The organism is Enterobacter sp. BNK-14 (assembly GCF_047456095.1).
Taxonomy (GTDB): Bacteria; Pseudomonadota; Gammaproteobacteria; order Enterobacterales; family Enterobacteriaceae; genus Enterobacter; species Enterobacter kobei.
Map to the genome: position 1 here is coordinate 647,754 of NZ_CP179897.1, position 23,678 is coordinate 671,431.

At 50.4% G+C, this 23,678-nt stretch carries 24 protein-coding genes and 1 other annotated feature; of the genes, 12 read left to right on the forward strand and 12 right to left on the reverse strand.

What is annotated here, in order from left to right:
• Positions 1–22 precede the first annotated feature (22 nt).
• On the reverse strand, positions 23–643 hold the full coding sequence (locus ACMGGM_RS03070) for an L-threonylcarbamoyladenylate synthase (protein ID WP_003856793.1): 621 nt from the start codon (positions 641–643) through the stop codon (positions 23–25).
• Positions 640–1,521 (reverse strand): RNase RNM, encoded by an 882-nt coding sequence (rnm, locus tag ACMGGM_RS03075; protein WP_063943203.1) that lies wholly within the window; start codon positions 1,519–1,521, stop codon positions 640–642. Before rnm ends, ACMGGM_RS03070 begins: the two co-directional genes overlap by 4 nt.
• 139 nt (positions 1,522–1,660) lie before the next feature.
• Between rnm and trpL the strand changes: the two genes are divergently transcribed.
• From trpL to ACMGGM_RS03110, 7 genes are all read left to right on the forward strand, one after another.
• Positions 1,661–1,705 (forward strand): trp operon leader peptide, encoded by a 45-nt coding sequence (trpL, locus tag ACMGGM_RS03080; protein ID WP_106993556.1) that lies wholly within the window; start codon positions 1,661–1,663, stop codon positions 1,703–1,705.
• Positions 1,682–1,776, forward strand: a sequence feature (Trp leader region). Its footprint overlaps the gene before it by 24 nt.
• Positions 1,777–1,801: 25 nt before the next feature.
• Positions 1,802–3,364 (forward strand): anthranilate synthase component 1, encoded by a 1,563-nt coding sequence (locus ACMGGM_RS03085; RefSeq protein WP_045135523.1) that lies wholly within the window; start codon positions 1,802–1,804, stop codon positions 3,362–3,364.
• Positions 3,364–4,959, forward strand: coding sequence for a bifunctional anthranilate synthase glutamate amidotransferase component TrpG/anthranilate phosphoribosyltransferase TrpD (trpD, locus tag ACMGGM_RS03090; protein WP_014884098.1), 1,596 nt, complete (start codon positions 3,364–3,366; stop codon positions 4,957–4,959). Before ACMGGM_RS03085 ends, trpD begins: the two co-directional genes overlap by 1 nt.
• Before the next feature lie 3 nt (positions 4,960–4,962).
• The gene (trpCF, locus tag ACMGGM_RS03095; protein WP_063943205.1) at positions 4,963–6,321 is read left to right on the forward strand and encodes a bifunctional indole-3-glycerol-phosphate synthase TrpC/phosphoribosylanthranilate isomerase TrpF; all 1,359 of its coding nucleotides are present in this window, start codon (positions 4,963–4,965) and stop codon (positions 6,319–6,321) included.
• Between the two features lie 10 nt (positions 6,322–6,331).
• Positions 6,332–7,525: a tryptophan synthase subunit beta gene (gene trpB, locus ACMGGM_RS03100; protein WP_014884100.1), complete on the forward strand. Its 1,194-nt coding sequence runs from the start codon at positions 6,332–6,334 to the stop codon at positions 7,523–7,525.
• Positions 7,525–8,334: a tryptophan synthase subunit alpha gene (gene trpA, locus ACMGGM_RS03105; RefSeq protein WP_014884101.1), complete on the forward strand. Its 810-nt coding sequence runs from the start codon at positions 7,525–7,527 to the stop codon at positions 8,332–8,334. The genes trpB and trpA overlap by 1 nt, the downstream gene beginning before the upstream one ends.
• A 266-nt stretch (positions 8,335–8,600) precedes the next feature.
• The gene (locus ACMGGM_RS03110) at positions 8,601–9,857 is read left to right on the forward strand and encodes a mechanosensitive ion channel family protein (protein ID WP_063943207.1); all 1,257 of its coding nucleotides are present in this window, start codon (positions 8,601–8,603) and stop codon (positions 9,855–9,857) included.
• 154 nt (positions 9,858–10,011) lie between these two features.
• Here ACMGGM_RS03110 and cspA read toward each other — a convergent pair whose 3' ends face one another.
• The 8 genes from cspA to ACMGGM_RS03150 form a co-directional block, all read right to left on the reverse strand.
• Complete coding sequence (gene cspA / locus ACMGGM_RS03115; protein WP_014884103.1) at positions 10,012–10,224, reverse strand: RNA chaperone/antiterminator CspA; 213 nt, start codon at positions 10,222–10,224, stop codon at positions 10,012–10,014.
• 414 nt (positions 10,225–10,638) lie between these two features.
• On the reverse strand, positions 10,639–11,283 hold the full coding sequence (locus ACMGGM_RS03120) for a helix-turn-helix transcriptional regulator (protein ID WP_063943209.1): 645 nt from the start codon (positions 11,281–11,283) through the stop codon (positions 10,639–10,641).
• Between the two features lie 4 nt (positions 11,284–11,287).
• Positions 11,288–11,947: an EAL domain-containing protein gene (locus tag ACMGGM_RS03125; protein WP_063943212.1), complete on the reverse strand. Its 660-nt coding sequence runs from the start codon at positions 11,945–11,947 to the stop codon at positions 11,288–11,290.
• 266 nt (positions 11,948–12,213) lie between these two features.
• Positions 12,214–12,729 carry a fimbrial protein gene (locus ACMGGM_RS03130; protein ID WP_080470437.1) on the reverse strand — a complete coding sequence of 172 codons (516 nt, stop codon included), beginning with the start codon at positions 12,727–12,729 and terminating at the stop codon, positions 12,214–12,216.
• A 16-nt stretch (positions 12,730–12,745) separates the two neighbouring features.
• Positions 12,746–13,771, reverse strand: a complete 1,026-nt coding sequence (locus tag ACMGGM_RS03135; protein ID WP_127341544.1) for a fimbrial protein — start codon at positions 13,769–13,771, stop codon at positions 12,746–12,748.
• Positions 13,772–13,813: 42 nt separating this feature from the next.
• A complete protein-coding gene (locus tag ACMGGM_RS03140) occupies positions 13,814–16,342 on the reverse strand; it encodes a fimbria/pilus outer membrane usher protein (RefSeq protein ID WP_045135463.1) in 2,529 nt (842 codons plus the stop codon).
• 42 nt (positions 16,343–16,384) lie between these two features.
• Positions 16,385–17,062: a molecular chaperone gene (locus ACMGGM_RS03145; RefSeq protein WP_045135464.1), complete on the reverse strand. Its 678-nt coding sequence runs from the start codon at positions 17,060–17,062 to the stop codon at positions 16,385–16,387.
• A 62-nt stretch (positions 17,063–17,124) separates the two neighbouring features.
• Complete coding sequence (locus tag ACMGGM_RS03150; protein WP_045135465.1) at positions 17,125–17,655, reverse strand: fimbrial protein; 531 nt, start codon at positions 17,653–17,655, stop codon at positions 17,125–17,127.
• Positions 17,656–18,169: 514 nt separating this feature from the next.
• Here ACMGGM_RS03150 and ACMGGM_RS03155 point away from each other — a divergent pair.
• The 3 genes from ACMGGM_RS03155 to ACMGGM_RS03165 all read left to right on the forward strand — a co-directional run bounded on the left by ACMGGM_RS03155 (position 18,170) and on the right by ACMGGM_RS03165 (position 20,450).
• A complete protein-coding gene (locus tag ACMGGM_RS03155) occupies positions 18,170–18,832 on the forward strand; it encodes a helix-turn-helix domain-containing protein (protein WP_045270029.1) in 663 nt (220 codons plus the stop codon).
• 98 nt (positions 18,833–18,930) lie between these two features.
• Positions 18,931–19,569, forward strand: a complete 639-nt coding sequence (locus tag ACMGGM_RS03160) for a helix-turn-helix domain-containing protein (protein ID WP_045269033.1) — start codon at positions 18,931–18,933, stop codon at positions 19,567–19,569.
• 275 nt (positions 19,570–19,844) lie between these two features.
• Entirely contained in the window at positions 19,845–20,450 is a 606-nt protein-coding gene (locus ACMGGM_RS03165) for a hypothetical protein (protein ID WP_063943214.1), read from the forward strand.
• Positions 20,451–20,513: 63 nt separating this feature from the next.
• Here the strand turns inward: ACMGGM_RS03165 and ACMGGM_RS03170 are convergent, their stop codons facing one another.
• Both ACMGGM_RS03170 and ACMGGM_RS03175 read right to left on the reverse strand, forming a co-directional pair.
• The gene (locus tag ACMGGM_RS03170; RefSeq protein ID WP_063943216.1) at positions 20,514–21,173 is read right to left on the reverse strand and encodes a DsbA family protein; all 660 of its coding nucleotides are present in this window, start codon (positions 21,171–21,173) and stop codon (positions 20,514–20,516) included.
• A 129-nt stretch (positions 21,174–21,302) separates the two neighbouring features.
• Positions 21,303–21,782 carry a MarR family winged helix-turn-helix transcriptional regulator gene (locus tag ACMGGM_RS03175; RefSeq protein ID WP_063943217.1) on the reverse strand — a complete coding sequence of 160 codons (480 nt, stop codon included), beginning with the start codon at positions 21,780–21,782 and terminating at the stop codon, positions 21,303–21,305.
• Between the two features lie 140 nt (positions 21,783–21,922).
• On the opposite strand from ACMGGM_RS03175, the gene ACMGGM_RS03180 reads away from it, so the two are divergent.
• Together ACMGGM_RS03180 and ACMGGM_RS03185 are read left to right on the forward strand one after the other, a co-directional pair.
• A complete protein-coding gene (locus tag ACMGGM_RS03180; protein WP_014884108.1) occupies positions 21,923–22,744 on the forward strand; it encodes an alpha/beta fold hydrolase in 822 nt (273 codons plus the stop codon).
• A gap of 76 nt (positions 22,745–22,820) precedes the next feature.
• Positions 22,821–23,588, forward strand: a complete 768-nt coding sequence (locus ACMGGM_RS03185; protein WP_414149093.1) for an alpha/beta fold hydrolase — start codon at positions 22,821–22,823, stop codon at positions 23,586–23,588.
• Positions 23,589–23,678 lie beyond the last annotated feature (90 nt).

Sequence of the window (23,678 nt, forward strand, 5' to 3'; positions counted from 1 at the left end):
CGTAGTATATCTGCTTACACCTCTACAAGAAAGGCTTAACATCGCCCACGCCTTCACGAATCACTTCTGGCGCATCTTCGGTTAAGTCGACCACGGTGGTCGGTTGCTGACCAAGATAGCCGCCGTGAATAATCAGCTCAACCACCTTCTCCAGACGATCTTTGATCTCTTCCGGGTCGGACTCGGTAAACTCACTTCCCGGCAGCATCAGCGAAGTCGAGAGCATCGGTTCGCCGAGGGTTTCCAGCAGTGCCTGCGCAATCGGGTTGGACGGCACGCGCATCCCGATGGTTTTCCGTTTTTCCTGCAACAGGCGGCGCGGAACCTCTTTCGTCCCTTTCAGGATGAAGGTGTAGTTACCCGGCGTGTTGTTTTTAATCAGGCGAAACGCCACGTTATCAACATACGCATAGGTCGACAGCTCAGAGAGATCGCGACACATCAGCGTAAAGTTATGGCCGTCCGGAAGCTGGCGAATACGGCAGATACGCTCCATCGCCCCTTTGTCTTCAATTTTGCAGCCAAGCGCGTAGCCAGAATCGGTCGGGTAAACAATCACGCCGCCTTTGCGGACGATCTCCACGGCCTGATTGATCAGACGTGGCTGCGGGTTATCCGGATGAATATAGAAAAACTGACTCATACTTCCCTCTCTTCAATTTGCTGCGGCTGTTCCCAGAGCTGCCAGACCGGCTCAACGCCTGCCGGTAACCAAAGCTTGCGCCCCAGTTCAATCCACGCGCAGGGCTGATGGAAATCAGAGCCCTGCGACCCTGTCAGGCCGAACTGGCGAGCATAAGTCGCAAGCTGCGCACGCTCATTGGGTGCCTGCTGACACTGGGCGACTTCCATCGCCTCGCCACCGCATTCAGCAAAGTGTGCCAGCAGTCTTTTCAGCCATTTAGCAGAAAGATTATACCGCCCCGGATGGGCCAGCACGGCCTTACCGCCAGAATGATGAATCACATCAATAGCTTGTTTTATTGTACACCACTGTGGCGGAACGTATCCGGTTTTCCCGCGCGCCAGATACTTTTTAAAAACATCCGCCATGGTCGTTGCCTTGCCCGCTTCAACCAGAAAACGGGCGAAATGACCGCGCGTGACTGCCCCACCGTTCGCGAGCGCTTGTGCCCCTTCCAGCGCGCCCGGAATATGCGCCTTTTCCAGACGCTCGCCGATCATCTCCGCTCGCTGGTTGCGGCGCGTTTTTTGTTCTTGCAAAAACGTTACAAGTGCCGGATGTTCTATATCGATGTTCAGACCAACGATATGAATTTCATGGTTTTCCCAGACGGTTGAGATCTCAACCCCGGCGACCAGATTCAGCGCCAGCCCGCTGCGGGCAATCTCAGCGCGCGCTGCCGGAATGGCATCAGTGGTATCGTGATCGGTTATCGCCAGCGTGCCGACGCGCATCTCAACCGCGCGATGAACCAGGGCTTCGGGTGTCAGCAGACCATCAGAAGCCTGCGTATGGCTGTGTAAATCATAAATAATTGCGTAGGTGGTATCGCTCAAAGCACTTCCCATAACAGGTTGGAGACATCCGAAACCGCCATGATACCGACTTAACGCGAAATTCTGAAATCAAGGGTTGACAACTCGCCACCGAACTAGTTAACTAGTACGCAAGTTCACACGAGAAAGGTATCTGAAAATGACAGCACATTTCACTCTGCACGGTTGGTGGCGCACTTCCTGATTTTCGGGCAGTGTCACGCGTCTGCGAAATGCAAACAGATACCCAGCCCGCTACCCAGCGGGCTTTTTTTTGAACAGAATAAATGAGAACAACAACATGCAAACAGCCAAACCCCATCTCGACCTGCTGACCTGCGAGGCGGCCTATCGCCACAACCCGACCGCGCTGTTTCATCAGGTGTGCGGCGCACGTCCGGCAACGCTGCTGCTGGAGTCTGCAGATATAGACAGCAAGGACGATCTCAAAAGCCTGTTGCTGGTCGACAGCGCGCTGCGCATTACCGCGTTAGGTGACACTGTCACCATCAAGGCACTTTCTGACAATGGCGCATCGCTGCTGCCGCTGCTCGATGCTGCCCTGCCTGCGGGCATCGAGAATAAACGTCACCCGGACCAGCGAATTCTGCATTTTCCTCCGGTAAGCCAGCTGCTGGACGAAGATGCCCGCCTCTGCTCGCTGTCCGTTTTCGACGCCTTCCGCCTGCTGCAAAATCTGGTCACCGTGCCGGAAGATGAGCGTGAAGCGATGTTCTTCGGCGGGCTGTTTGCATATGACCTGGTCGCCGGGTTTGAAGATTTGCCGGAAACCGAGCAGGGTAACCGCTGCCCGGATTACTGCTTCTATCTGGCCGAGACCCTGCTGGTGATCGACCATCAGAAAAAATACACCCGCATCCAGGCCAGCCTGTTCACACCGTCCGCGGCTGAGAAAGAGCGCCTCGAAAATCGCATCGCTCAACTCCAGCAGCAAATGACGGAGGCGCCCCCTGCGCTGCCGGTACATCGCGTCGAGCAGATGACGTGTGAGGTTAACCAGACCGACGATCAGTACGGGGCCGTGGTTCGCCAGATGCAAAAAGCGATTCGCGCCGGGGAAATTTTCCAGGTAGTGCCTTCCCGTCGTTTCTCTCTGCCCTGCCCGTCGCCGCTGGCAGCGTACGATGTGCTGAAAAAGAGTAACCCGAGCCCTTACATGTTCTTTATGCAGGACAATGATTTCACTCTGTTTGGTGCGTCACCGGAAAGCTCCCTGAAATACGACGCTACAAGCCGCCAGATTGAGATCTACCCAATTGCAGGCACCCGCCCCCGCGGCCGTCGTGCCGACGGTTCACTGGATCGCGATCTCGACAGCCGCATCGAACTGGAAATGCGTACTGACCACAAAGAGCTCTCCGAGCATCTGATGCTGGTTGACCTGGCGCGTAACGACCTTGCGCGTATTTGCACGCCGGGTAGCCGCTACGTGGCCGATCTGACCAAAGTCGACCGTTATTCCTTCGTCATGCATCTGGTCTCACGCGTGGTGGGTGAACTGCGCAGCGACCTCGATGTGCTGCACGCCTACCGGGCCTGCATGAACATGGGCACCCTGAGCGGCGCGCCGAAAGTGCGTGCGATGCAGTTGATTGCCGCCGCCGAAGGTCGTCGTCGCGGCAGCTACGGCGGCGCGGTGGGTTACTTCACCGCCCACGGCGATCTCGATACCTGCATCGTGATCCGCTCTGCCTACGTTGAAGACGGAATTGCCACCGTCCAGGCCGGCGCCGGGATTGTTCTCGACTCTGTTCCGCAGTCTGAAGCTGACGAAACCCGCAGTAAGGCTCGCGCGGTATTGCGCGCCATTGCTACCGCACATCATGCACAGGAGATTTTCTGATGGCTGACATTCTGCTGCTCGATAATATCGACTCCTTTACCTATAACCTGGCAGATCAGCTGCGTGCGAATGGCCATAACGTCGTTATTTACCGCAACCACGTACCGGCGCAGACCCTGATTGACCGTCTGGCGACCATGCAAAACCCGGTGCTGATGCTCTCCCCGGGTCCGGGCGCGCCAAGCGAAGCAGGCTGTATGCCGGAGCTGCTGACCCGCATGCGCGGCAAGCTCCCGATTATCGGCATCTGCCTCGGTCACCAGGCGATCGTTGAAGCCTACGGCGGCTATGTCGGCCAGGCGGGCGAGATCCTGCACGGTAAAGCCTCCAGCATTGAACATGACGGCCAGGCGATGTTTGCCGGGTTACCGAATCCACTTCCGGTTGCGCGCTATCACTCGCTGGTCGGGAGTAATATTCCCGCCGGGCTGACGATTAATGCCTCGTTTGAAGGGATGGTGATGGCGGTACGTCACGACGCGGATCGCGTCTGCGGCATGCAGTTCCACCCGGAATCGATCCTGACATCACACGGTGCTCGTCTGCTGGAGCAGACCCTCGACTGGGCGCTACAGAAGCTGGAGCAGACCAATACCCTGCAACCGATTCTGGAGAAACTGTACCAGGCGCAGACCCTTAGCCAGCAGGAGAGCCACCAGCTCTTCTCCGCTGTAGTGCGTGGCGAGCTGAAGCCTGAACAGCTGGCCGCGGCGCTGGTGAGCATGAAAGTGCGCGGCGAAAGCCCGCAGGAGATTGCCGGTGCCGCTACGGCCCTGCTGGAAAATGCCGCCCCGTTCCCGCGCCCGGACTATCCGTTCGCCGATATCGTGGGTACCGGTGGCGACGGCAGCAACAGTATCAATATTTCGACTGCCAGCGCCTTTGTGGCGGCGGCATGCGGGATGAAGGTGGCGAAACACGGTAATCGCAGCGTTTCCAGTCGGTCTGGCTCCTCCGATCTGCTGGCCGCATTCGGTATTAACCTCGACATGAATGCCGAACGTTCCCGCGAAGCGCTGGATGACCTGGGCGTCTGCTTCCTGTTCGCGCCGAAGTACCACACCGGTTTCCGCCATGCGATGCCAGTGCGCCAGCAGCTTAAAACCCGCACGCTCTTTAACGTGCTCGGTCCGCTGATTAACCCGGCCCATCCGCCGCTGGCATTGATTGGCGTATACAGCCCTGAGCTGGTCCTGCCGATTGCCGAGACGCTGCGCGTCCTGGGTTACCAGCGTGCCGCCGTGGTACACAGCGGCGGTATGGATGAAGTTTCTCTCCATGCACCGACGCTTGTAGCCGAGCTGAACAACGGCGAAGTGCTTAGCTATCAGCTGGAGGCGTCTGATTTCGGCTTAACACCCTATCATCAGGACGCGCTGGCGGGCGGCACGCCAGAAGAAAACCGTGACATTCTGACGCGCTTACTACAAGGTAAAGGTGAGGCCGCGCATGAGGCCGCCGTGGCAGCCAACGTCGCCATGCTGATGCGTTTGCACGGTGAGGAAGACCTGAAGGCTAACGCCCAAAAAGTTCTGGATGTACTGCGCTCCGGTGCAGCTTACGATCGCGTTACCGCACTTGCGGCAAGAGGGTAAAGAATGCAGACCGTTTTAGCGAAAATCGTTGCCGATAAGGCCATCTGGGTGGAAGCCCGCAAAGCAGAGCAGCCGCTTGCCAGTTTCCAGAATGATGTTGTTCCCAGCAGCCGTCGTTTCTATGACGCCCTGCAGGGCGCACGCACCGCCTTTATTCTGGAGTGCAAAAAGGCCTCTCCGTCAAAAGGCGTTATTCGTGACGATTTCGACCCGGCGCGTATCGCCGGTATTTATAAGCATCATGCGTCAGCCATCTCCGTGCTGACGGATGAGAAATATTTCCAGGGCAGCTTCGATTTTCTGCCCATCGTCAGCGGCATCGCGCCGCAGCCGATCCTGTGCAAAGACTTTATTATCGACCCGTATCAGATCTGGCTTGCGCGATTTTACCAGGCTGACGCCTGCCTGCTGATGCTCTCGGTACTTGACGACGAGCAGTATCGCCAGCTGTCTGCCGTAGCGCACAGTCTGAACATGGGCGTGCTGACCGAAGTAAGTAATGAAGAAGAACTGGAGCGCGCTATCGCGCTGGAAGCCAAAGTGGTCGGCATTAACAACCGCGATCTTCGCGACCTGTCGATTGACCTGAACCGTACGCGCCAGCTTGCGCCGCGTCTGGGTTCTGGCGTCACGGTAATCAGCGAATCCGGCATTAACAGCTACGCTCAGGTGCGCGAGCTGAGCCACTTCGCCAACGGTTTCCTGATTGGTTCCGCCATGATGGAACATGACGACCTTAACGCCGCGGTTCGTCGCGTCCTGCTCGGTGAAAACAAAGTGTGTGGCTTAACTCGCGAACAGGATGCCCTGGCCGCGTATGACGCGGGGGCCATTTACGGCGGCCTGATCTTTATTGACGCCTCGCCTCGTGCCGTCAGTGAGGAACAGGCGCGCAATGTGATCGCAGCAGCGCCACTTAGCTATGTGGGCGTGTTCCGTAATGCGGATATCGCAGACGTCGTGGCAAAAGCCGAAACGTTATCCCTGAGTGCGGTGCAACTGCATGGCGATGAGGATCAAGCCTACATCGATAAGCTGCGTGCAGACCTCGCCCCTCAGGTGCAGATCTGGAAAGCGCAAAGCGTGGGTACCACCCTGCCCGCACGTAATCTGAATCATGTTGATAAATATGTGCTCGATAACGGCCAGGGCGGTACGGGTCAGCGTTTTGACTGGTCACTGCTAAATGGCGAAAAGCTGGACAACGTCCTGCTGGCGGGTGGATTAAGCCCGGATAACTGCGTGGAAGCCGCCAAAGCGGGCTGCGCAGGCCTCGATTTCAATTCAGGCGTAGAGTCACAACCGGGTATTAAAGATGCCAGCAAACTGGCCTCGGTTTTTAACACTCTGCGTGCATATTAAGGAAGAGAAGATGACGACATTACTTAACCCGTATTTTGGTGAGTTCGGCGGGATGTACGTCCCGCAAATCCTGATGCCCGCCCTGCGCCAGCTGGAAGAGGCGTTCGTCAGTGCGCAGAAAGATCCGGCATTTCAGGCGGAATTTACCGACCTGCTGAAAAACTATGCGGGCCGTCCGACAGCGCTGACGAAATGTCGCAACCTGACCGAAGGCACAAACACGACGTTGTATCTCAAGCGTGAGGATCTGCTGCACGGTGGCGCACATAAAACTAACCAGGTTCTCGGCCAGGCGCTGCTCGCGAAGCGTATGGGGAAAACCGAAATTATTGCTGAAACCGGTGCAGGGCAGCACGGCGTAGCCTCTGCGCTCGCCAGCGCCCTGCTGGGTCTGAAATGTCGCATTTACATGGGTGCGAAAGACGTTGAGCGTCAGTCTCCGAACGTGTTCCGTATGCGCCTGATGGGGGCGGAAGTGATCCCGGTGCACAGCGGCTCCGCGACGCTGAAAGATGCCTGTAACGAAGCGCTGCGCGACTGGTCTGGCAGCTACGAAACCGCGCACTACATGCTCGGTACCGCGGCGGGTCCGCACCCGTTCCCGACCATCGTGCGCGAATTCCAGCGCATGATCGGTGAAGAGACCAAAGCGCAAATCCTTGAAAAAGAAGGTCGTCTGCCGGATGCGGTGATCGCCTGCGTCGGCGGCGGGTCTAACGCCATCGGCATGTTTGCTGATTTCATCGACGACACCCGCGTGGGTTTGATTGGCGTCGAGCCTGCCGGTCACGGCATTGAATCGGGTGAGCATGGCGCACCGTTGAAGCATGGCCGCGTGGGGATCTACTTCGGTATGAAATCGCCGATGATGCAAACCGAGGAAGGCCAGATTGAAGAGTCCTACTCTATCTCTGCGGGCCTGGATTTCCCGTCCGTTGGACCCCAGCATGCGTATCTGAACAGCACGGGTCGGGCGGATTACGTTTCTATTACCGATGACGAAGCGCTGGAAGCCTTCAAAACGCTGTGCCGCAGCGAAGGGATTATCCCGGCGCTGGAGTCTTCCCACGCCCTGGCGCACGCGCTGAAAATGATGAAAGAGAACCCGGAAAAAGAGCAACTGCTGGTCGTTAACCTTTCCGGTCGCGGTGACAAAGACATCTTCACCGTTCACGATATTCTGAAAGCACGAGGGGAAATCTGATGGAACGCTACGATAATGCATTTGCCGAACTGAAATCCCGCCAGGAAGGCGCGTTCGTTCCCTTCGTTACGCTGGGCGACCCTGGCCCGGAGCAGTCGCTGAAGATTATCGATGCCCTGATTGAAGCGGGTGCTGACGCGCTGGAGTTGGGTATTCCGTTCTCTGACCCGCTGGCGGATGGCCCGACCATCCAGAACGCCACTCTGCGCGCGTTTGCCGCAGGCGTGACGCCCACTCAGTGCTTCGAGATGCTGGCGGCGATCCGCCAGAAGCATCCGACGATCCCGATTGGCCTGCTGATGTACGCCAACCTGGTGTTTAACCGTGGTATTGATGAGTTTTACGCCGAGTGCGCGCGCGTGGGTGTCGACTCCGTTCTGGTGGCAGACGTACCGGTAGAAGAGTCTGCGCCGTTCCGTCAGGCGGCGATGCGCCATAACGTGGCACCTATCTTCATCTGCCCGCCAAACGCCGATGATGAACTGCTGCGCCAGATTGCCTCCTATGGTCGCGGGTATACCTACCTGCTCTCCCGTGCGGGTGTAACCGGCGCGGAGAACAAAGCGGCGTTGCCTCTGCATCATCTGGTCGAAAAGCTGGCCGAGTACCATGCCGCGCCTCCGCTGCAGGGCTTTGGGATTTCATCTCCCGACCAGGTCACGGCGGCGATTGACGCTAACGCAGCCGGTGCAATCTCAGGCTCCGCTATCGTTAAAATCATTGAGAAGAACGTGGACAAGCCAGAGCAAATGCTGGCTGAGCTGAAAACCTTTGTCAGCGCAATGAAAGCAGCAACGCGCAAAGCGTAATCTCTCCACCGTCTGGCTTCGCCGCCAGACGGTGTTTCTTTAGCGCCGCCATTCTGGGCACTGCCACGCACATTCGCCTGCTTTTATCGCCTGGAACGAATTTGAAAATAAAGTTACTGACCGCAACAAAATAGCTCGGTGCGGCTTAGGATTCAGGTCGTGGACTTGCCTGTACCGGATATGCCATTATATGATTTGGTTAAATCTTTGTATTTACCTCCTGAATGAGGTAAATACAAAATGGCATACGATTCAGGCGATAAGCGGTGGTGTACTTGGATTATTTATTAACATTCATAGAAAGCAATCCGGCTCTGGCCATTGGATTTAATCTTATTTTGCTGGTCATCTCCGGTTTCTTTGCGCACCTGATGTGCAAATTCCTGCTCATAAAAATCGTTCGTAAGGTCTTCTTTTCCAGCCATAAACAGGATGTCCCGCTGGAAAAAGATCGTCGTATTGCCGAGAAGCTGTCGAATTTCATTCCGGTTATTATCGTTTATTACGTCCTGCAGTTTATGCCCAATATGCCGGCATCGCTGGTGACGACAATAAATACCATCTGTGGGATTTTATTCTTTATTTTTCTGTCGGTTTTCTTCAATGAGATGCTGGATATTGTCAACAGCTCTTATTTACGCAAGACGAAGCGTAAAAATCACTCTATCAAAGGCTATATTCAGATAGGGAAAATATTTATCCACATCATCGCTGCGATCATGATCCTTGCCGTCATGTCGAATAAATCCCCCGCGATCATTATTTCCAGCCTCGGGGCCGTAGCAGCCGTACTGATGTTAGTCTTTCAGCACACCCTGCTTTCGCTCGTGGCCAATATCCAGCTTTCGTCAAATGATGTCCTGCAGTTGGGGGACTGGATTGAAATGCCCGATAAGAACCTGAGTGGCGAAGTGACCGACATAGCGCTGCACACTATTACCATCCGTAACTGGGATAACACAATCTCGCGTATCCCGACCAAAAACTTCCTGACCGAAACGTATACCAACTGGCAGGCCATGTTTTCGTCAGGGGCGCGCCGGATTATGCGCAGCACCACTATCGATCAGCACTCTGTTAAATTCCTCACTCAGGAAACGCTGGCCCCGATGCTGGCCCTGCGCGGCACGAATGAACCGCTGGCAAAGCTCATCGACGGGCGTGATCCCATGGGCGTACCGGACAGTTGGTTTATGGATAATGGCCTGACAAATTTAACGCTTTTTCGGCATTACCTGATGGCATGGCTCGCCGATCGGCCTGATATTATCAAAGATATGTATATTGTCGTGCGAACGCTAAAGCCTACGCCGTCGGGTATTCCCCTGGAAATTTATTGTTTTACCTCATCCGTACTGTGGATGGAGTATGAAAATACCCAGTCAGCGATATTTGAATACATCACTGCTGTCGCCGGTCAATTCTCGCTCCGCTTATATCAGCATCCGGCTGGTCATGATTTCTGGCGTTTATCACAGGAATACAGCCTTCGGGACCGCATCCCGCCTCCGGGTGAAGGATAATTGTCTCTGAAAACAGGTCGGCAAAACAGAATAACAATTTTCCTGGAGCCATAAAAAAACCCGCACTCGGCGGGTTTTTTGTTATCAGTGAAGCTTAACTGCTCAGACTCGCGTCTTCATCGCTATCGTAAGGGTCATAGATAACAGGCGCGACTTACAGCGGAGAAACATTACCCGCTGCCGGGCCTTTAGCGCCATTTTCAATGGTGAAGGACACTTTCTGGCCTTCATCAAGCGATTTGAAGCTGTCGCTCTGAATAGCAGAGAAATGTACGAATACATCTTTGCTGCCGTCGTCAGGCGTGATAAAGCCAAAACCTTTATCAGCGTTAAACCATTTTACTAAACCAGTCATTTTATTAGACATAGATAATTCCTTATTTTTTGAGCCACTAAGCGCGGCGATGATGGCCTGTATTTAAAGAGTAACTTATTTGGCACTTAGGAGGAGGCTCACGAAGAAGAGTATCTATTGATAACACCTGAACTGAGGACTGCTTTACTAAACTGCTTTTATAAGGTCTGTATTCCAAACCGATGACGCTATTTAGGCACAGAAAATTTTTTTAAGCAAAGTTTTTATTTTTTATTATAACCGCTTAAACACCCGGACGGCTGAATGGCTATGGAAATTAAGGCGCTGGAGCAGCGTATTCACGCCCTGTTTAGCCAGAGCATACTGCCCCTTGTCCCGCCAGGATGCCCTTGACCTACCCGTACTGCTGTTAACTTAATGCATACTCGAGCAGGACGGATTACGTGCATGTCATCCCTGACAATGCTACACAATGAAGATTAATCGCTCACTAAATAAATATCGCATATTCTGTTGATGCCCCATTCGATTCAGGAGAGTCAGCAGCTCAAAATCACAGTCAAGATCATACTTTTGCATGATCTGTCGCTTGTGGGCACTGACTGTTTTGGCATTGATACTTAACACCTTCGCAATCTGTTTCGTATCTTGTCCATGGAAAAACCCAACAGCAATTTTCATTTGTTGTGGCGACAACACTCTACACGCGCAGTCTAAACAGCTAAAGGCATACTCCCCTTTTCGCGACACGGTAAGACTCTTAGCAGCAAAATGAATTTTGTCTGTGATCGCTTTGATAGAATCGTCACGAGCAATAAAAACACTGTTCTTGACACACAACGGTAGTCTTGCGAACCGAGGATTTTTTTTCTCCGGATAGATGCCTATCAATAAACTTTTTTTCTTCCTTTTTTTGAGAACCTGATGACAAATAACCGTTTCGCCTACCGAAAAATTCATAACAATAACGTCAACGTCATGAACTGTCGTTGCATCCAGTTTATCACTAACAATGAAATCCGTTTCTGCAAGGGAGAAAATTTGCTGAAGAAGTTTAAGCAGCCCAAACCGAAAGAATAAGTCCTTATCGTTAATCACAACATTCATCATAAAATCATCCCACTACCAATGGTAAGGTATAGTGATGCTCTGGCCACAAATAACCCTGTAAATGCGTTGCGCCACACTCAATGGCTATATTGTAGTGCTCGATAGTTTCTATTCCTTCAATAAGGATATTGTTAGTTAACAGACTAGAACAGTAAACAAAGGAACGCAATAAGCTCGGATTTTCTAACTGCTGCCAGAAAAAATTTTTATCCACTTTAACCCCATCAAATGCAAAAATAAAAGATGATAGCACCCGTAATAGTGCTGGTGTGAGATCGTCAATCCATACTTCAAATCCATTCGAATGAATAAGATGAAGATTGCTCATCAACGCCATGCGTTCAAAACCATTAAGCTTATCAAGATTAGCAGGATCCTGAAGTTCAATGATGATGTTTTTATTTAAAGAACTTAATATAAAATGAATTGCCGTTACGTTGCACAGCATTGAAACAGGCAGGTTTATATAATATTTTTCATTATCATCAAGTTGATTCAAAATGGTAAGTTGTTTTTCCAGAAGAGTAATGTGCGCTGGAATATCCAGCGCACTGAAATAAATCTCGTTGTCCACTGAGCTTTTGAGCTGGCTTAAGACCTCATAGCCTAAAATGTTTAGCTGCCTAACGGAAAAAATTGGCTGAAAGCGAAGAGCACTAATCATAAAAAACCTTACATCAGCATGCCACGTCTTATTCTGGAATAAAACACCAGATCACACTTGTGATTAAAACAAGCACAATCATTAATTTTAGGAAAATCGTCCCGTAATAATAGGAATAAAAAATAGATCACCCATTGTATTTAAACCCCATATCGCATAAGAAGCGCTAAAAGATCGTGACGCGCCCCTTTACAAGCTTCTCATGCGGTTATGAAGTGTTGATATGGTGCGACTAAACTTGGCTACCAGACAGGAAGAACTGATAACTATTGATAGACAAACGTTGCCGTCACGACTGAACTAATAGTGCCAGGTGTAGCCCCGCCGCTCACGGAATAAGCGCGTGCCTGCATATTATAAGAATATGCATTGCTGGAAATATTCCCCGCATAGGACTTGCCGTCACCCATTGGTTCCCCACTTTGCATTTGCAGTTGGACTGAAACGTTGGTTGCTGTGCCAGTACTAAGATACAGATCTGCCGGCCGTGCAGGATCCGCCGCTCCGTGCATGGTCATTATTGCTTTAGTGGTCCCTGCCGGGCAGGAGGTAAGGTTAATCGTAAAGGGTACCCAGGTACTGGACGCGCCCGCAGCCTGTAGCGATGACGCCTGGATATTTTGCCCTAAATCTATCGCCTTTGTGACGCTATCGCTGCTGATTTGGCAAGGGGAGGCAATAATATTTCCCGTAATATTCAGTGTGACGGGATCAGCGGCATGCGCCAGCATGCTTAAAGAGAAACAACCAATCGCCAGGGTTTTTAAATAATGTTTTTTCATGAGTCGCTCTTCTTTCTTATTGATACGTTAAATTCAGGGTTGCTGATGCATTAGCCGTACCTGTTGATACTGTTGTTCTTGTCTGGTAATAACGCGCCGTCAGCGGGAACGTTTCCTGTCCACCCGAGGATGTCTTGAGAACAATTCGGTTATTCAGCATCAGTGGCGCACCGTTATAGACAATTTGCACACCCACACCTTTTGCCACCCCTGCCCCCCCCTGTCCGGTTAGAGCCAAAACGCTGCTATCGCTTATATCGGGATTCTGGGTACCTGAAAGGCTGACGTTAATATTTGCACCTACATCACAATTTAATCCCAGATTCTGTGTGTTCTGAGCAACCGCTGGGGTAGTTCCGACTGTGCTTCCAAAAGAAGAAACAGGTACATCTCCAATAGGAAACGTTAAATTTGGCGTGCTTATAGAACATGCCACTACCGTTACAGTGCCTGATATATATAGGGGTATAACTCCAGAATTGACACCCGCCATAAAATTAGTAGAGCCATATTCAGGGCGATAGTAAGCTATTTGTTGATTAATATAACCTGAGGTCGCTAATGCGGCCGTTTTTACAAATTGTATATAGGGCTGATAGGTCCAGGTACGGGTTGGAGGTCCCGATGACCACCCTTCGCTTGTGAAAGTGGTACCCGCAAGCATAGGCTTATCATACTGACCGGCGTAAAATCCACCGAGGAGCCCCATGGAGATACCAATACCGTTTAGTGACGTGTTAAAGACCGCATTACCATTATAGGACCCTGCAGTATTTAAAACAGAAACAATTCCATTCGCAACGCCTGTTCCGCCAGGGTCGACACATGTCGCAACATCCTGTTGAACTCCATAAATTAGGCCACTGACCGCCGAGTTAGAAGGCGCATCCCGCTGAACAATCACATTGCCAAAGTTAAGGGTTGCAGAAGAAATTAAATTGCTACAACCCGCATAGCTATAACCCGACGCGAGCGTCAGAAATATAAATAATATTCTGAATGATAATTTCATATTCATACCATTACTGAGATGTAAATTCATACTGATAATTAATCCAGTATAAAATTTTATTGTGCGTTAAATTTATCTACAGATCGCATTAAGGGACGCAATCCCATTTTTTGGCGCAGTCTCAGGAATATTGACTCTCGCCCGGCATTGCTGTGATGTTTCATCGCCCCATTTCACGCTCAGGTCTGCGCTACCTTGTAAACCCGTTAAATAAACCTGTCCCTGATCCCCGACTATTGCACCCTGTTCACTGTTTCCTGCAGAGCTCACGATGGCACCGAAAGGTACGGGTTCCCCGTTTGTCTGTTTCAGAGTTAATAATGCGCGCATTCCCACACTCGCCACATAGTCGGCCCGAACAATTGCGCCTCGGGTTGGAATAACGGTTTTGGTTGTCAGGTCCAGTTCGACGTCATCTGGCATAGAATCAGGAGATAGCGTCACGTCATTTTTGCGGAAAGGAGTGACGTTACTGACAGCGGTATAACCTCGCCAGTCCGTTTTCGCCCCGCTTTGGTTCTGAACGCCTACGCCTTTGGCGCCCGGAGCTTTAATCAGTACGTTAGTTTCTCCCAGCGGCTGGGAGAGCGTCACCCCATCAGCATGAGCCAGAATACCGCCCTGTAAGCCGTAGTTGAGGCGATCGCTATTACGGTCATAACCGTAACCCGCGGTGACTTCACCATATGTCCCTTTATAATCGGCATTCATTGTGCCGCTATAGCCGACATTATCCGTGCCATAACCTTGCTGAACGCTCCAGTTAAGCGCGTTGTTCTCCAGCGCCACACCGTTGAGACCCACGGTATGCGTTGTGCCACTCATCTTACTGGCGTTCATGCCGTAGTTTGCCCATGTCCCCGGGAGGAACTTCTCTAACGGAATACTGATGTTTAGTGCAATCTGCTGATCTTTATCGTATCGCGTTTGCTCGCTGTAGCCATCCGCTGCGCCATTTTTGCTGTAGGTGTAAGTGATACCGTAGTTAACACCATTCCAGGAGTTGTTATAGCCTGCACTGATGGATTGCATCGTTTTGCCTGACGTCCAGTAATCCTCACGCACCGCCCCCAGCGTCAGTGAGCCGAAGTCAGCACCGAGTGTCTGGTTCATCGTCAACTCCATACGGTTACGGCGGCGGTCAATCAGTGCGTAATTGTTGCTATACGAATCCAGCACTTCCTGCATCCCATAATAACCGCTGGTCGAATAGCGATAGCCGGCAATAGCAAAGTTAGTCCCGGTCTCAGCGAAGTTCTTACTGAAGCGCCCTCGCCAGGACTGACCGCTGGTTTTTGCTTCATCCTGCGGTTTTGACCAGGCCTGGGTCACGTCTACAGACACCGCGCCCAGGTCGCCCATATTTTTGCCAAGTCCAGTTGCGAGAGACTGATACTTGCTCGATTCCTGGAGACCGCCATACAGGGTGAAGCCTTTTGGCAAACCATAGATGGCTGTCATCTGTGAAAAGGGTGTCTTTTCTACGCTGTTGTCATAGGAACGGTACTGACCACCGGTAATAGCATATTTCAAACGGCCTTCACGCTGGAGCACTGGCAGTGACGCAAAAGGTACGGTGAAATGCTGCTCGCTACCATCAGCTTCTTTAACGGTGACATAAAGATCACCCGCTCCGCCAGTTGAGTACATATCCGTAATTTCGAAGGCACCCGGTGCGACATAACTCTGATAAATAACATAACCATTCTGTCGAATGACCACCTGCGCATTAGTACGGGCTATGCCACGTACCACCGGTGCATATCCTTTTAATGAATCGGGCAACATATCGTCATCTGACGCAAGTTGAGCCCCCCGGAACGGGATACTGTCAAAAACATCAGCAGGCGCGGAGCTATCACCCGCAGTGAGCTGTGCTTTTAACGAAATAATATCGCGTTGAGCATAGGTATAAACGGTATCCCATTTATCCTGACCGTTGCTGTCACGGTTCCAGGTTGTATAGTTGCGCAGGCGCCATGGTCCAATATTAATACCCGGACGTAGGTTGGCATATTGAGTATTGTCATTTGAACTGTTACTGCCACGCCCCCGATTACTGGCACCGCTCAGACTGTAGTTAAGCAACATGGCCGTTATCCCTTCGTCCCATTTATCGGGAGAAACATAGCCTCTCGCCTGCGGTATCAAAGCCGCCTGCGGAATACTGACAAGTAGTCTCTGAGTACTGAATTGAAAATCAGTGGAAGCCTGTGGGATGGCTGCCAAATTGGCGCATTTTGAATCTGGTGAAAGATCGGGGAAGAGTTCCGTCTTCACACCCCAACTTTTCAATAACTCCGCGCTGATACAGGGCTGTAACGTAGCATCCCCATCTTTATCTTTTACGGCTATAAATTCTATATCACGGGTATCAACGAGCTGTTCATCGAGCACGATATCAACGTGATAGGTCCCCGGTGCCTGCGCACCAGATTCATAAGCGGTAAGATCGATTTTACCGCCCGTGGGGTTATCAAGCTCCAGCAATTCAGGGTTAAAATAGTCGCGGGCGCTGGCAAACGGAATGAAACCATTTAAAGCGACCGCGATCAAGATTGCCAGCCTGGCAGGTTTTAAACAAACATTACTACTTATCATCACCGGTTACCTGTGAATCCATTAATTTTGCGGTCGTTATTTTTAAATGTTTGCGTTATGTTTTTTACCCGGGCCGCCATAATCATTAATAATGGTAAAGGTCATAGCACCGCCGTGAACACCCTGAGGTAAATTAAAGCGAGCGCTTGAACCAGGCATAACAAAAGTCACATCATCAAGTTTCTTACCGTTGACGGTAACTTCGTTAAAGTTCATCACATAATTTGTTGGATTGGTGACCTGAAGTTGATTACCCGCAACGGACCAGGTTAATTTATCCGCTACTTCTTCGGGGGCAGTACCTTTTAATGCAGCGGGTCGATAAATTAACTTAATACGAGTTTTAATGGCAATTTGTAGCGTATTGTCTTTACGCGGCGCGGATGGAATAGATTTAATGTTTAGCCAGTACAGGCTCTCTTTATCCTGAGGCAATGCACCGGCCATGATAATGCGTTCAACGTTTTGTTGGCCGTGATCGAGACGATATAGCGGAGGTGTAATAACAAAAGGAGCTTTCTCAGCGCCACCGTTCAATGTCTCAATCCAGGACTGAATAAGATAAGGCGTATTGTCAGGATTATTTACGCTGAGGGTTGCTTCTTTTTTATTGCCATCATAAATTACACGCGTGCCTCCAATAACAACGCCTGCATTTGCTGCAGTGAAACCAGCACTCATTATAGTCAGGGCAATTAAAGATTTACTAAGGAAATTCATTTTATACCTCTAAAAACAGGGACCGGGTTGCCCCGGACCCTTAGTTAATTCCCGGCAGGAAATTAGTTGTAGATTACAGAGAAGTTAGCTACAGAGTTTGCCGGACCAGCGGTTACTGATGCTGCTGTTGATTTATACTGAGCGTAGAAATCCAGGTTGTTGTCGGCAGTGCTTACCAGTGGGTAACGGTAAGCGGTATCACCATGCAGTGGCAGCTGAGCTTTATCTGCAGTCATCAGATTGATTGCAACGTTTGTTGCAGCACCTGCGACAGAACTGTCGATTGCCAGCAGTGTTGAGTCGGTCGTTTCTGGTGTACCATCAAAACGCACATGTGCAGAAGTAACAGCTACAGGGCAGTTTTGCAGTACGATGGTGAATTTCTTCGCAGCAGTCACATCACCAGCAGCGGTGAATTCAGACTTGTTGTAAGAACCCAGAGCAACAGTCTGGTTCTGAGAAGCAACAGAAACATCACAAGCTGCATCCAGAATTTCACCAGTGAAGTTAACAGTGCCGGCGGCAGCAAAAGCATTTGCAGCAGAGAGTGTTGCAACAGTGGCAAAAGCAACTGCGATAATAGACTTTTTCATTTACTAATTCCTTGAGAATAAAATTATTTACCTGCAAGCCACTACGAGAAATAAATCATTATTCTCGTGAGCACCCCGACAGTTTTTCCTTACTTCAAATTGAAGTGCAGGCAGCTGAAATCATTTAATCGCCAATACTAACTTGGTGCAGAAAAATGATAACCACATAGTTCATAACACTGTGAGAAAATGGGGCCGCCTTGCTGGGGCTAAATTTAGATAATTCTTAAACCCTTTTCAAACTTTATCGAGACCAACTATAGACTCAAACATTAACAACATTTAAACATTTATTTTGATTAAAGGAAAAACCATGATTAACAACCATTTGCATTAGTTTTAATTTCAATTCAACTTAAAAATCATCGCTACAATAAAGTCCATGCGTTTAAATATGAAATGTATGTTAAAAAACCAGTCTACTTATGGATTACATACCAGTGTAATTCTTAGATCATTAGCCTGATAATTATCTCTTACACGTATTTCTTTATTTATATGTATGGAGTTTACCATGAAGGCTAAGTTTACAATTGAGCCCCCCGCGCCGGTTACATCAACGACCGAGTTGAAGCCAGTTACTCGTATCCAACGTATAATCGATATCGTGGCCCCCTACGCAGAAGATTTTTCAGTATCAAAAGGCGAGGTTTTACGTTACAGCTATAATAACAAGCGTGTTTGCTATCTACTTCATGAAGGTCATACCACTCTTTATCGCCGTGGAGATGGGATGGTCCTTAATTCCGAACAAGCGCCGTTCATTATGGGCGTAAGTAACATGAAAGCCCGCCAGGAACATCTTTACGGAAGGGCAACCAGCGATGTTAAATTGAGCCGTATCCCCTCAGAACGTTTCATTCTCCTGATAGAAAGAGAAAACTTGTGGGAAGATTTGTGCTACTTCATCCTCTACACGGCAGGCAGGGTTTATCAGCATTGCACCATGATTTCGCAGCTATCTGCGTACGAAATCATAAGGTTTCATCTGGTTGAATTAATGCAGGAGCCAGAAAGGTTGCGGCTAAATACGACAGCTGCAACTTATATTCTTAATCGAAGCTATCTTTCCCGCAGCGGAACCATGCGTATTCTCTCGAAACTGAAGGAAGCAGGTTGTATCACCTTAAACCGAGGAATTCTTATTAAAATAAATAATTTACCGCAAAAATACTAGACTTCGATCTGTTGTGCTATCCTTAAAAAAATAGTGTTGCGTTGTTCCCCTTCGACTTTGTAATCTACGACTCAGCATTTTATATTCAGGATCAAGAAATGAGCACTCGCGACAATGCTTCTACGCCACTTTCAATACCCTCCCTTTACGCAGGTGAGTTGGTTGAAAAACTTTTACCCCATACACCTGTTAAAAGTTACCCTGCGCGGCGAACATTATACATTTCGAGTAATAACGCAAATTTTTGCTATATCATTGCAGAGGGAAAAGTTGAATTATGTCGGGAAGATAGCATTGTCATTGCCATTGGTAAGGCCCCGTTAGTTTTAGGGTTAGGCAGCATTACCAATATGTATGAAGGTATGTTTATCAGAACACTGACAACATGCAAAATCGGTATGCTTTCTGCACAAGAAGCGCTCGGTCTGATTGAAAAGGAAGATCTATGGCGCCCACTGGCAAATCATATGCTTATTATTGCTGCAAAGTTATATACAGTGGGCATGCAACTCTCGGCCCCTACAACGTATGAAATAATCTGTTCTCAACTGCACGAACTAATGAGTGAAGATGAGTCTGTACGTGGATCCATAACCGCTGAAAGATATATTCGTAACAAAACACCGCTGTCACGCAGTGGTGTAATGAAAATCCTTTCCTCATTAAAGTCAGGTGGTTACATAAATATTGAGCAGGGCAAGCTTATTAGTATAGGTGTTTTACCCAAAAAGTATTAATAAAAAAAACGTAATAAATAATGCTTTCTTTATATAATCCCCTATCTCGCAAGCCTCCCTGGTGCTCAGGTTGTCAGTAACACTTGTGATAACATCCCCCTGGCGAGTTCCCACCTGGATTTCTGGTGCAAGGCTGAAGTCTGATGTGGAAAGGTAACGCACCCTCACTAAATAGCTCAATATGCTTAAAATTCATGCCTATAGCGCACAAAGTGAAATAGATTTTCGTTCGAAGCCACTTATCATAGGTATTTTGAATGAAAGTGGTGGTGTTAATGTCTGTGCTCAAAAGCTTTTTCTTCTTTCTTTTCGCGTCAGCAGCCTGCTCCTTGCCCGTACTTTGTCTGTGGGCGGATATCTCTTTATTTAATCTGGATATACCGGAGATATCGCTGACCGAAATTGTGCAGGAATCGGTTTTAGTGAGCATCGTATTTATTCACTTCCTCCTGGCGAAGAAATGGGAATTCATGCGCTATTGCAACATCCTGATCGGCGGCTTTTTCCTCTCCATGCTGATTCGCGAACTGGATGCATTTTTTGATCTTCTGACTCATGGAAGTTGGGTGTGGTTTGCACTACTTTCCGCCATTTGCGCTTTGCTTTATCCCGTTATCCATTTCCGACTTACTCTTACGCAACTGACCCACTATACCCGTACCCCGTGGTACGGCATGATGCTCAGTGGTCTGCTGGCAGTCCTGGTTTTCTCCAGGCTGTTTGGAATGCACGAATTATGGTACGCGATACTCGATCAAAGCTACGTCAGGGTGGTCAAGAATGTCGTGGAGGAAGGTAGCGAATCATTCGGGTATATGCTCTGCCTTATCGCATCTGCAGGGTACTACTGCTCTTTCCGTTCCCTCTCCCGCCAGAAATGATTCGGGCATTCGAACAGGTGTTAAACGAAGCTCCGGTGTGTAAAACCGGAAGCCTCGTTTTGGCTACGCAAGCTTTGCCAGCGCCTCGCCGATGCTTTTTGCTCCACCGTAGAGATCGTGGCCGCTGATAATGTGCTCAGTGCTGTCAACCGTAACCAACAGCAGCGGAACCCCGCTGAAACCTTTTTGATTCATAAGACGCTTTACGTCAGCGATCCTGTCGTCCGTCAGGCTGCGAAGCGCGTTATCGGCATCAAGCCGGCCGGCAAAGTCATTAGGGTTGAGGTCAACGTTATTTTCCCGAGCCCAGGCGATGCCGATCTCTTCCACCACATCACTTTGCGCGGTATCACGCCCCAGTACATAGCGGGCATGTTGCAGTGCACGAAGCAGCCCTGCCTCTGCCGCCGGGCTGATTTCATGAAAAGCCGTAAGTGCCCGGTTCATAAACGTCGAATCAAAGCGCGCACCTGAGCTCAGGAGCTGGTGATAGCTCTCACTGAATGGCTGACCGGTCAGCGAAGCGATACGCCGATCGTTTGTCCACGCATATTCTGCCCATTGGGCGGTGATGTGCCGGGCACCCTCATCACAAAAAAGACCGCTGGGCATTAACGTGAGTTTTTCGATGTAATGCTGTGCCAGATAATTCAGGGCGGGCGAGCTGGCATAACACCAGCCGCAAAGTGGGTCAAAAAAATACTGTAGATTGTCAATGCGCATGTGGTATGCCCTGGGAATGATTAGCCCTCATCATAATGAGATTCCTCAATGCGAAAAACAGCCCTCCAGTAAATTCAGTGTTTCATAGAGCGTACGAATGGACAGTATGTCTCTGCCCGAATGACCCCATCAGGCCAGGTCATTGGCGTCCGGTTTCTGCGCACGGTGGATCTTGTCACGGATCTTATCGACTGATGCTTTGATGTCAGCAATGATGTCGGCGTCCATCCCCAGGGTATCCACAATACAGCGCGTGATAGTGCTGGTCTCGCTTTTCAGCTCCTCCCCCTTCTCCGTCAGGTGGATAAGCACTTCGCGCTCATCCTTCGGATTACGTGTCCGGGTGATCAACCCCGCAGTCTCCAGCCGCTTCAGTAAAGGGGTCAACGTGCTGGACTCAAGAAAAAGAATTCCACTCAGTTCCTTCACTGTTCGCCCATCCTGATTCCACAAGGTAACCATCACCAGATACTGGGGATAGGTCAGGCCAAGCTTATCAAGCATGGGACGATAGAGCTGAGTAAAAGCATGTCCCGCAGAGTAAAGAGAAAAACAGAGCATACCGTGCACATCTGGCAGGGAATCCTCGGAATTAGTGTGTTTAGTCATATGTCCTCCAGTCCCCTTAAAATAATTTGCATACGATTTAATTGCAAGCGATTGACAAAGGCAAAAAGGGCTGCCACATTCATTTACACACAAACAAATCGCACACAAACAAATAACACAACACATAACAGGAGTACAAAATGACAACTTTCATCACCAAAGACGGAACAGGCATTTTTTACAAAGACTGGGGTTCAGGTCAGCCTATCCTCTTCGCTCACGGATGGCCGTTATCGTCTGATGCCTGGGATCAGCAAATGCTGTTTTTCAGCCAGAATGGTTTCCGGGTCATCGCGCATGACCGTCGCAGCCATGGGCGTTCAGACCAGACTTTCCACGGCAACAATATGGATCAGTATGCGGACGATCTCGCTGAGCTGATTGAGTCGCTGGATCTGAAGGATCTGATTTTAGTGGGTCACTCCACAGGGGGCGGCGAAGTTGCACATTATATCGGCCGTCATGGTACCTCACGCGTGGCTAAAGTCGTTCTGGTCGGCGCAGTCCCTCCTCTTATGCTCCGGACGGATGCCAACCCAGACGGTACTTCGATTGAGGTGTTTGATGCTATCCGCGAAGGCACGGCCAAAAACCGCTCACAGTTTTACTTTGACCTGACAATTCCGTTCTATGGCTTTAACCGTGACCATGTCCCCACCAATGACGGGTTACGGGAAAACTTCCGCAGAATTGGCCTGCAGGGCGGCATTAAAGGGCAATATGACTGCATCCATGAGTTCTCTGAAGTCGATTACACACGCGACCTGCAGCAGATTGATCGCCCTACGCTGATTATTCATGGCGACGATGACCAGATTGTCCCCATTAAGGCATCCGCACACCGCGCCGCTGAGATCGTTGCGAATGCGACGCTGACGATATATGCCGGCGGTTCACATGGACTGGCGGAGACAGAGGCCGATCGCTTTAACGCTGACGTACTGGCCTTTATTCGCGGCTAACCAGGTGGCCTGTTTCAGACAGGCCACAATCCCCCCTACGCATACCCTTTAAACTGTATTGAAAAGAGGAATGATCATGTCCAAATTTGCTGCCTCCCTTGCCGTTGCCGCCGTTCTGCTGTCTGCCAGCGCAATCGCCGAAACCGCTAAGCCGACCGTTGTCCTGGTTCATGGTGCCTTTGCCGACTCTTCTAGCTGGAATGGCGTTACCCGGATCCTGCAAAAGGATGGATACAATGTCGTTGCTGCCGCGAATCCGCTGCGCAGTGTTTCGGGTGATGCGGCTTACGTCTCTTCTGTGGTGAACAACATTAAGGGGCCGGTCGTCCTTGTCGGGCATTCCTATGGTGGCCAGGTTATTACGAACGCGGCCCGTGATACAAACAATGTCAAATCGCTGGTTTATGTCGCCGCATTTGCTCCGGACGCGGGTGAAGCCGCGGCCGACCTGGCAGGGAAATTCCCTGGCGGCACGCTTGGTCAGGCGCTTGCCACCCCCGTGAAGCTGGCTGATGGTAGCGTCGATCTCTCCATCGATCGGGTGAAGTTCCACCAGCAATTCGCGCATGACGTTTCAGCTGAAGAGGCGGCGCTGATGGCCGCAGGGCAAAGACCGATTACCGAAGCGGCTTTAACTGAAAAATCGGGTGCACCAGCCTGGAAAAAACTGCCCTCTTACTTCATTTACGGTGACGGCGACAAGAATATCCCCGCCCAGGGTTTGCGATTCATGGCTGAACGCGCGGGATCAAAACACACCGTTGTGATTAAAGGCGCATCCCATGTCGTGATGGTTTCACATCCCCAGGATGTCGCCACACTTATCGAGGAAGCGGCGAAGTAAACATCACTCTCCCGCCCCGAAAGCCACCCCTCGCCTGAGGGGTGGCCATATCCGTAATGCCCAGGTTTTAATCCCGCGCAGAGTACAACG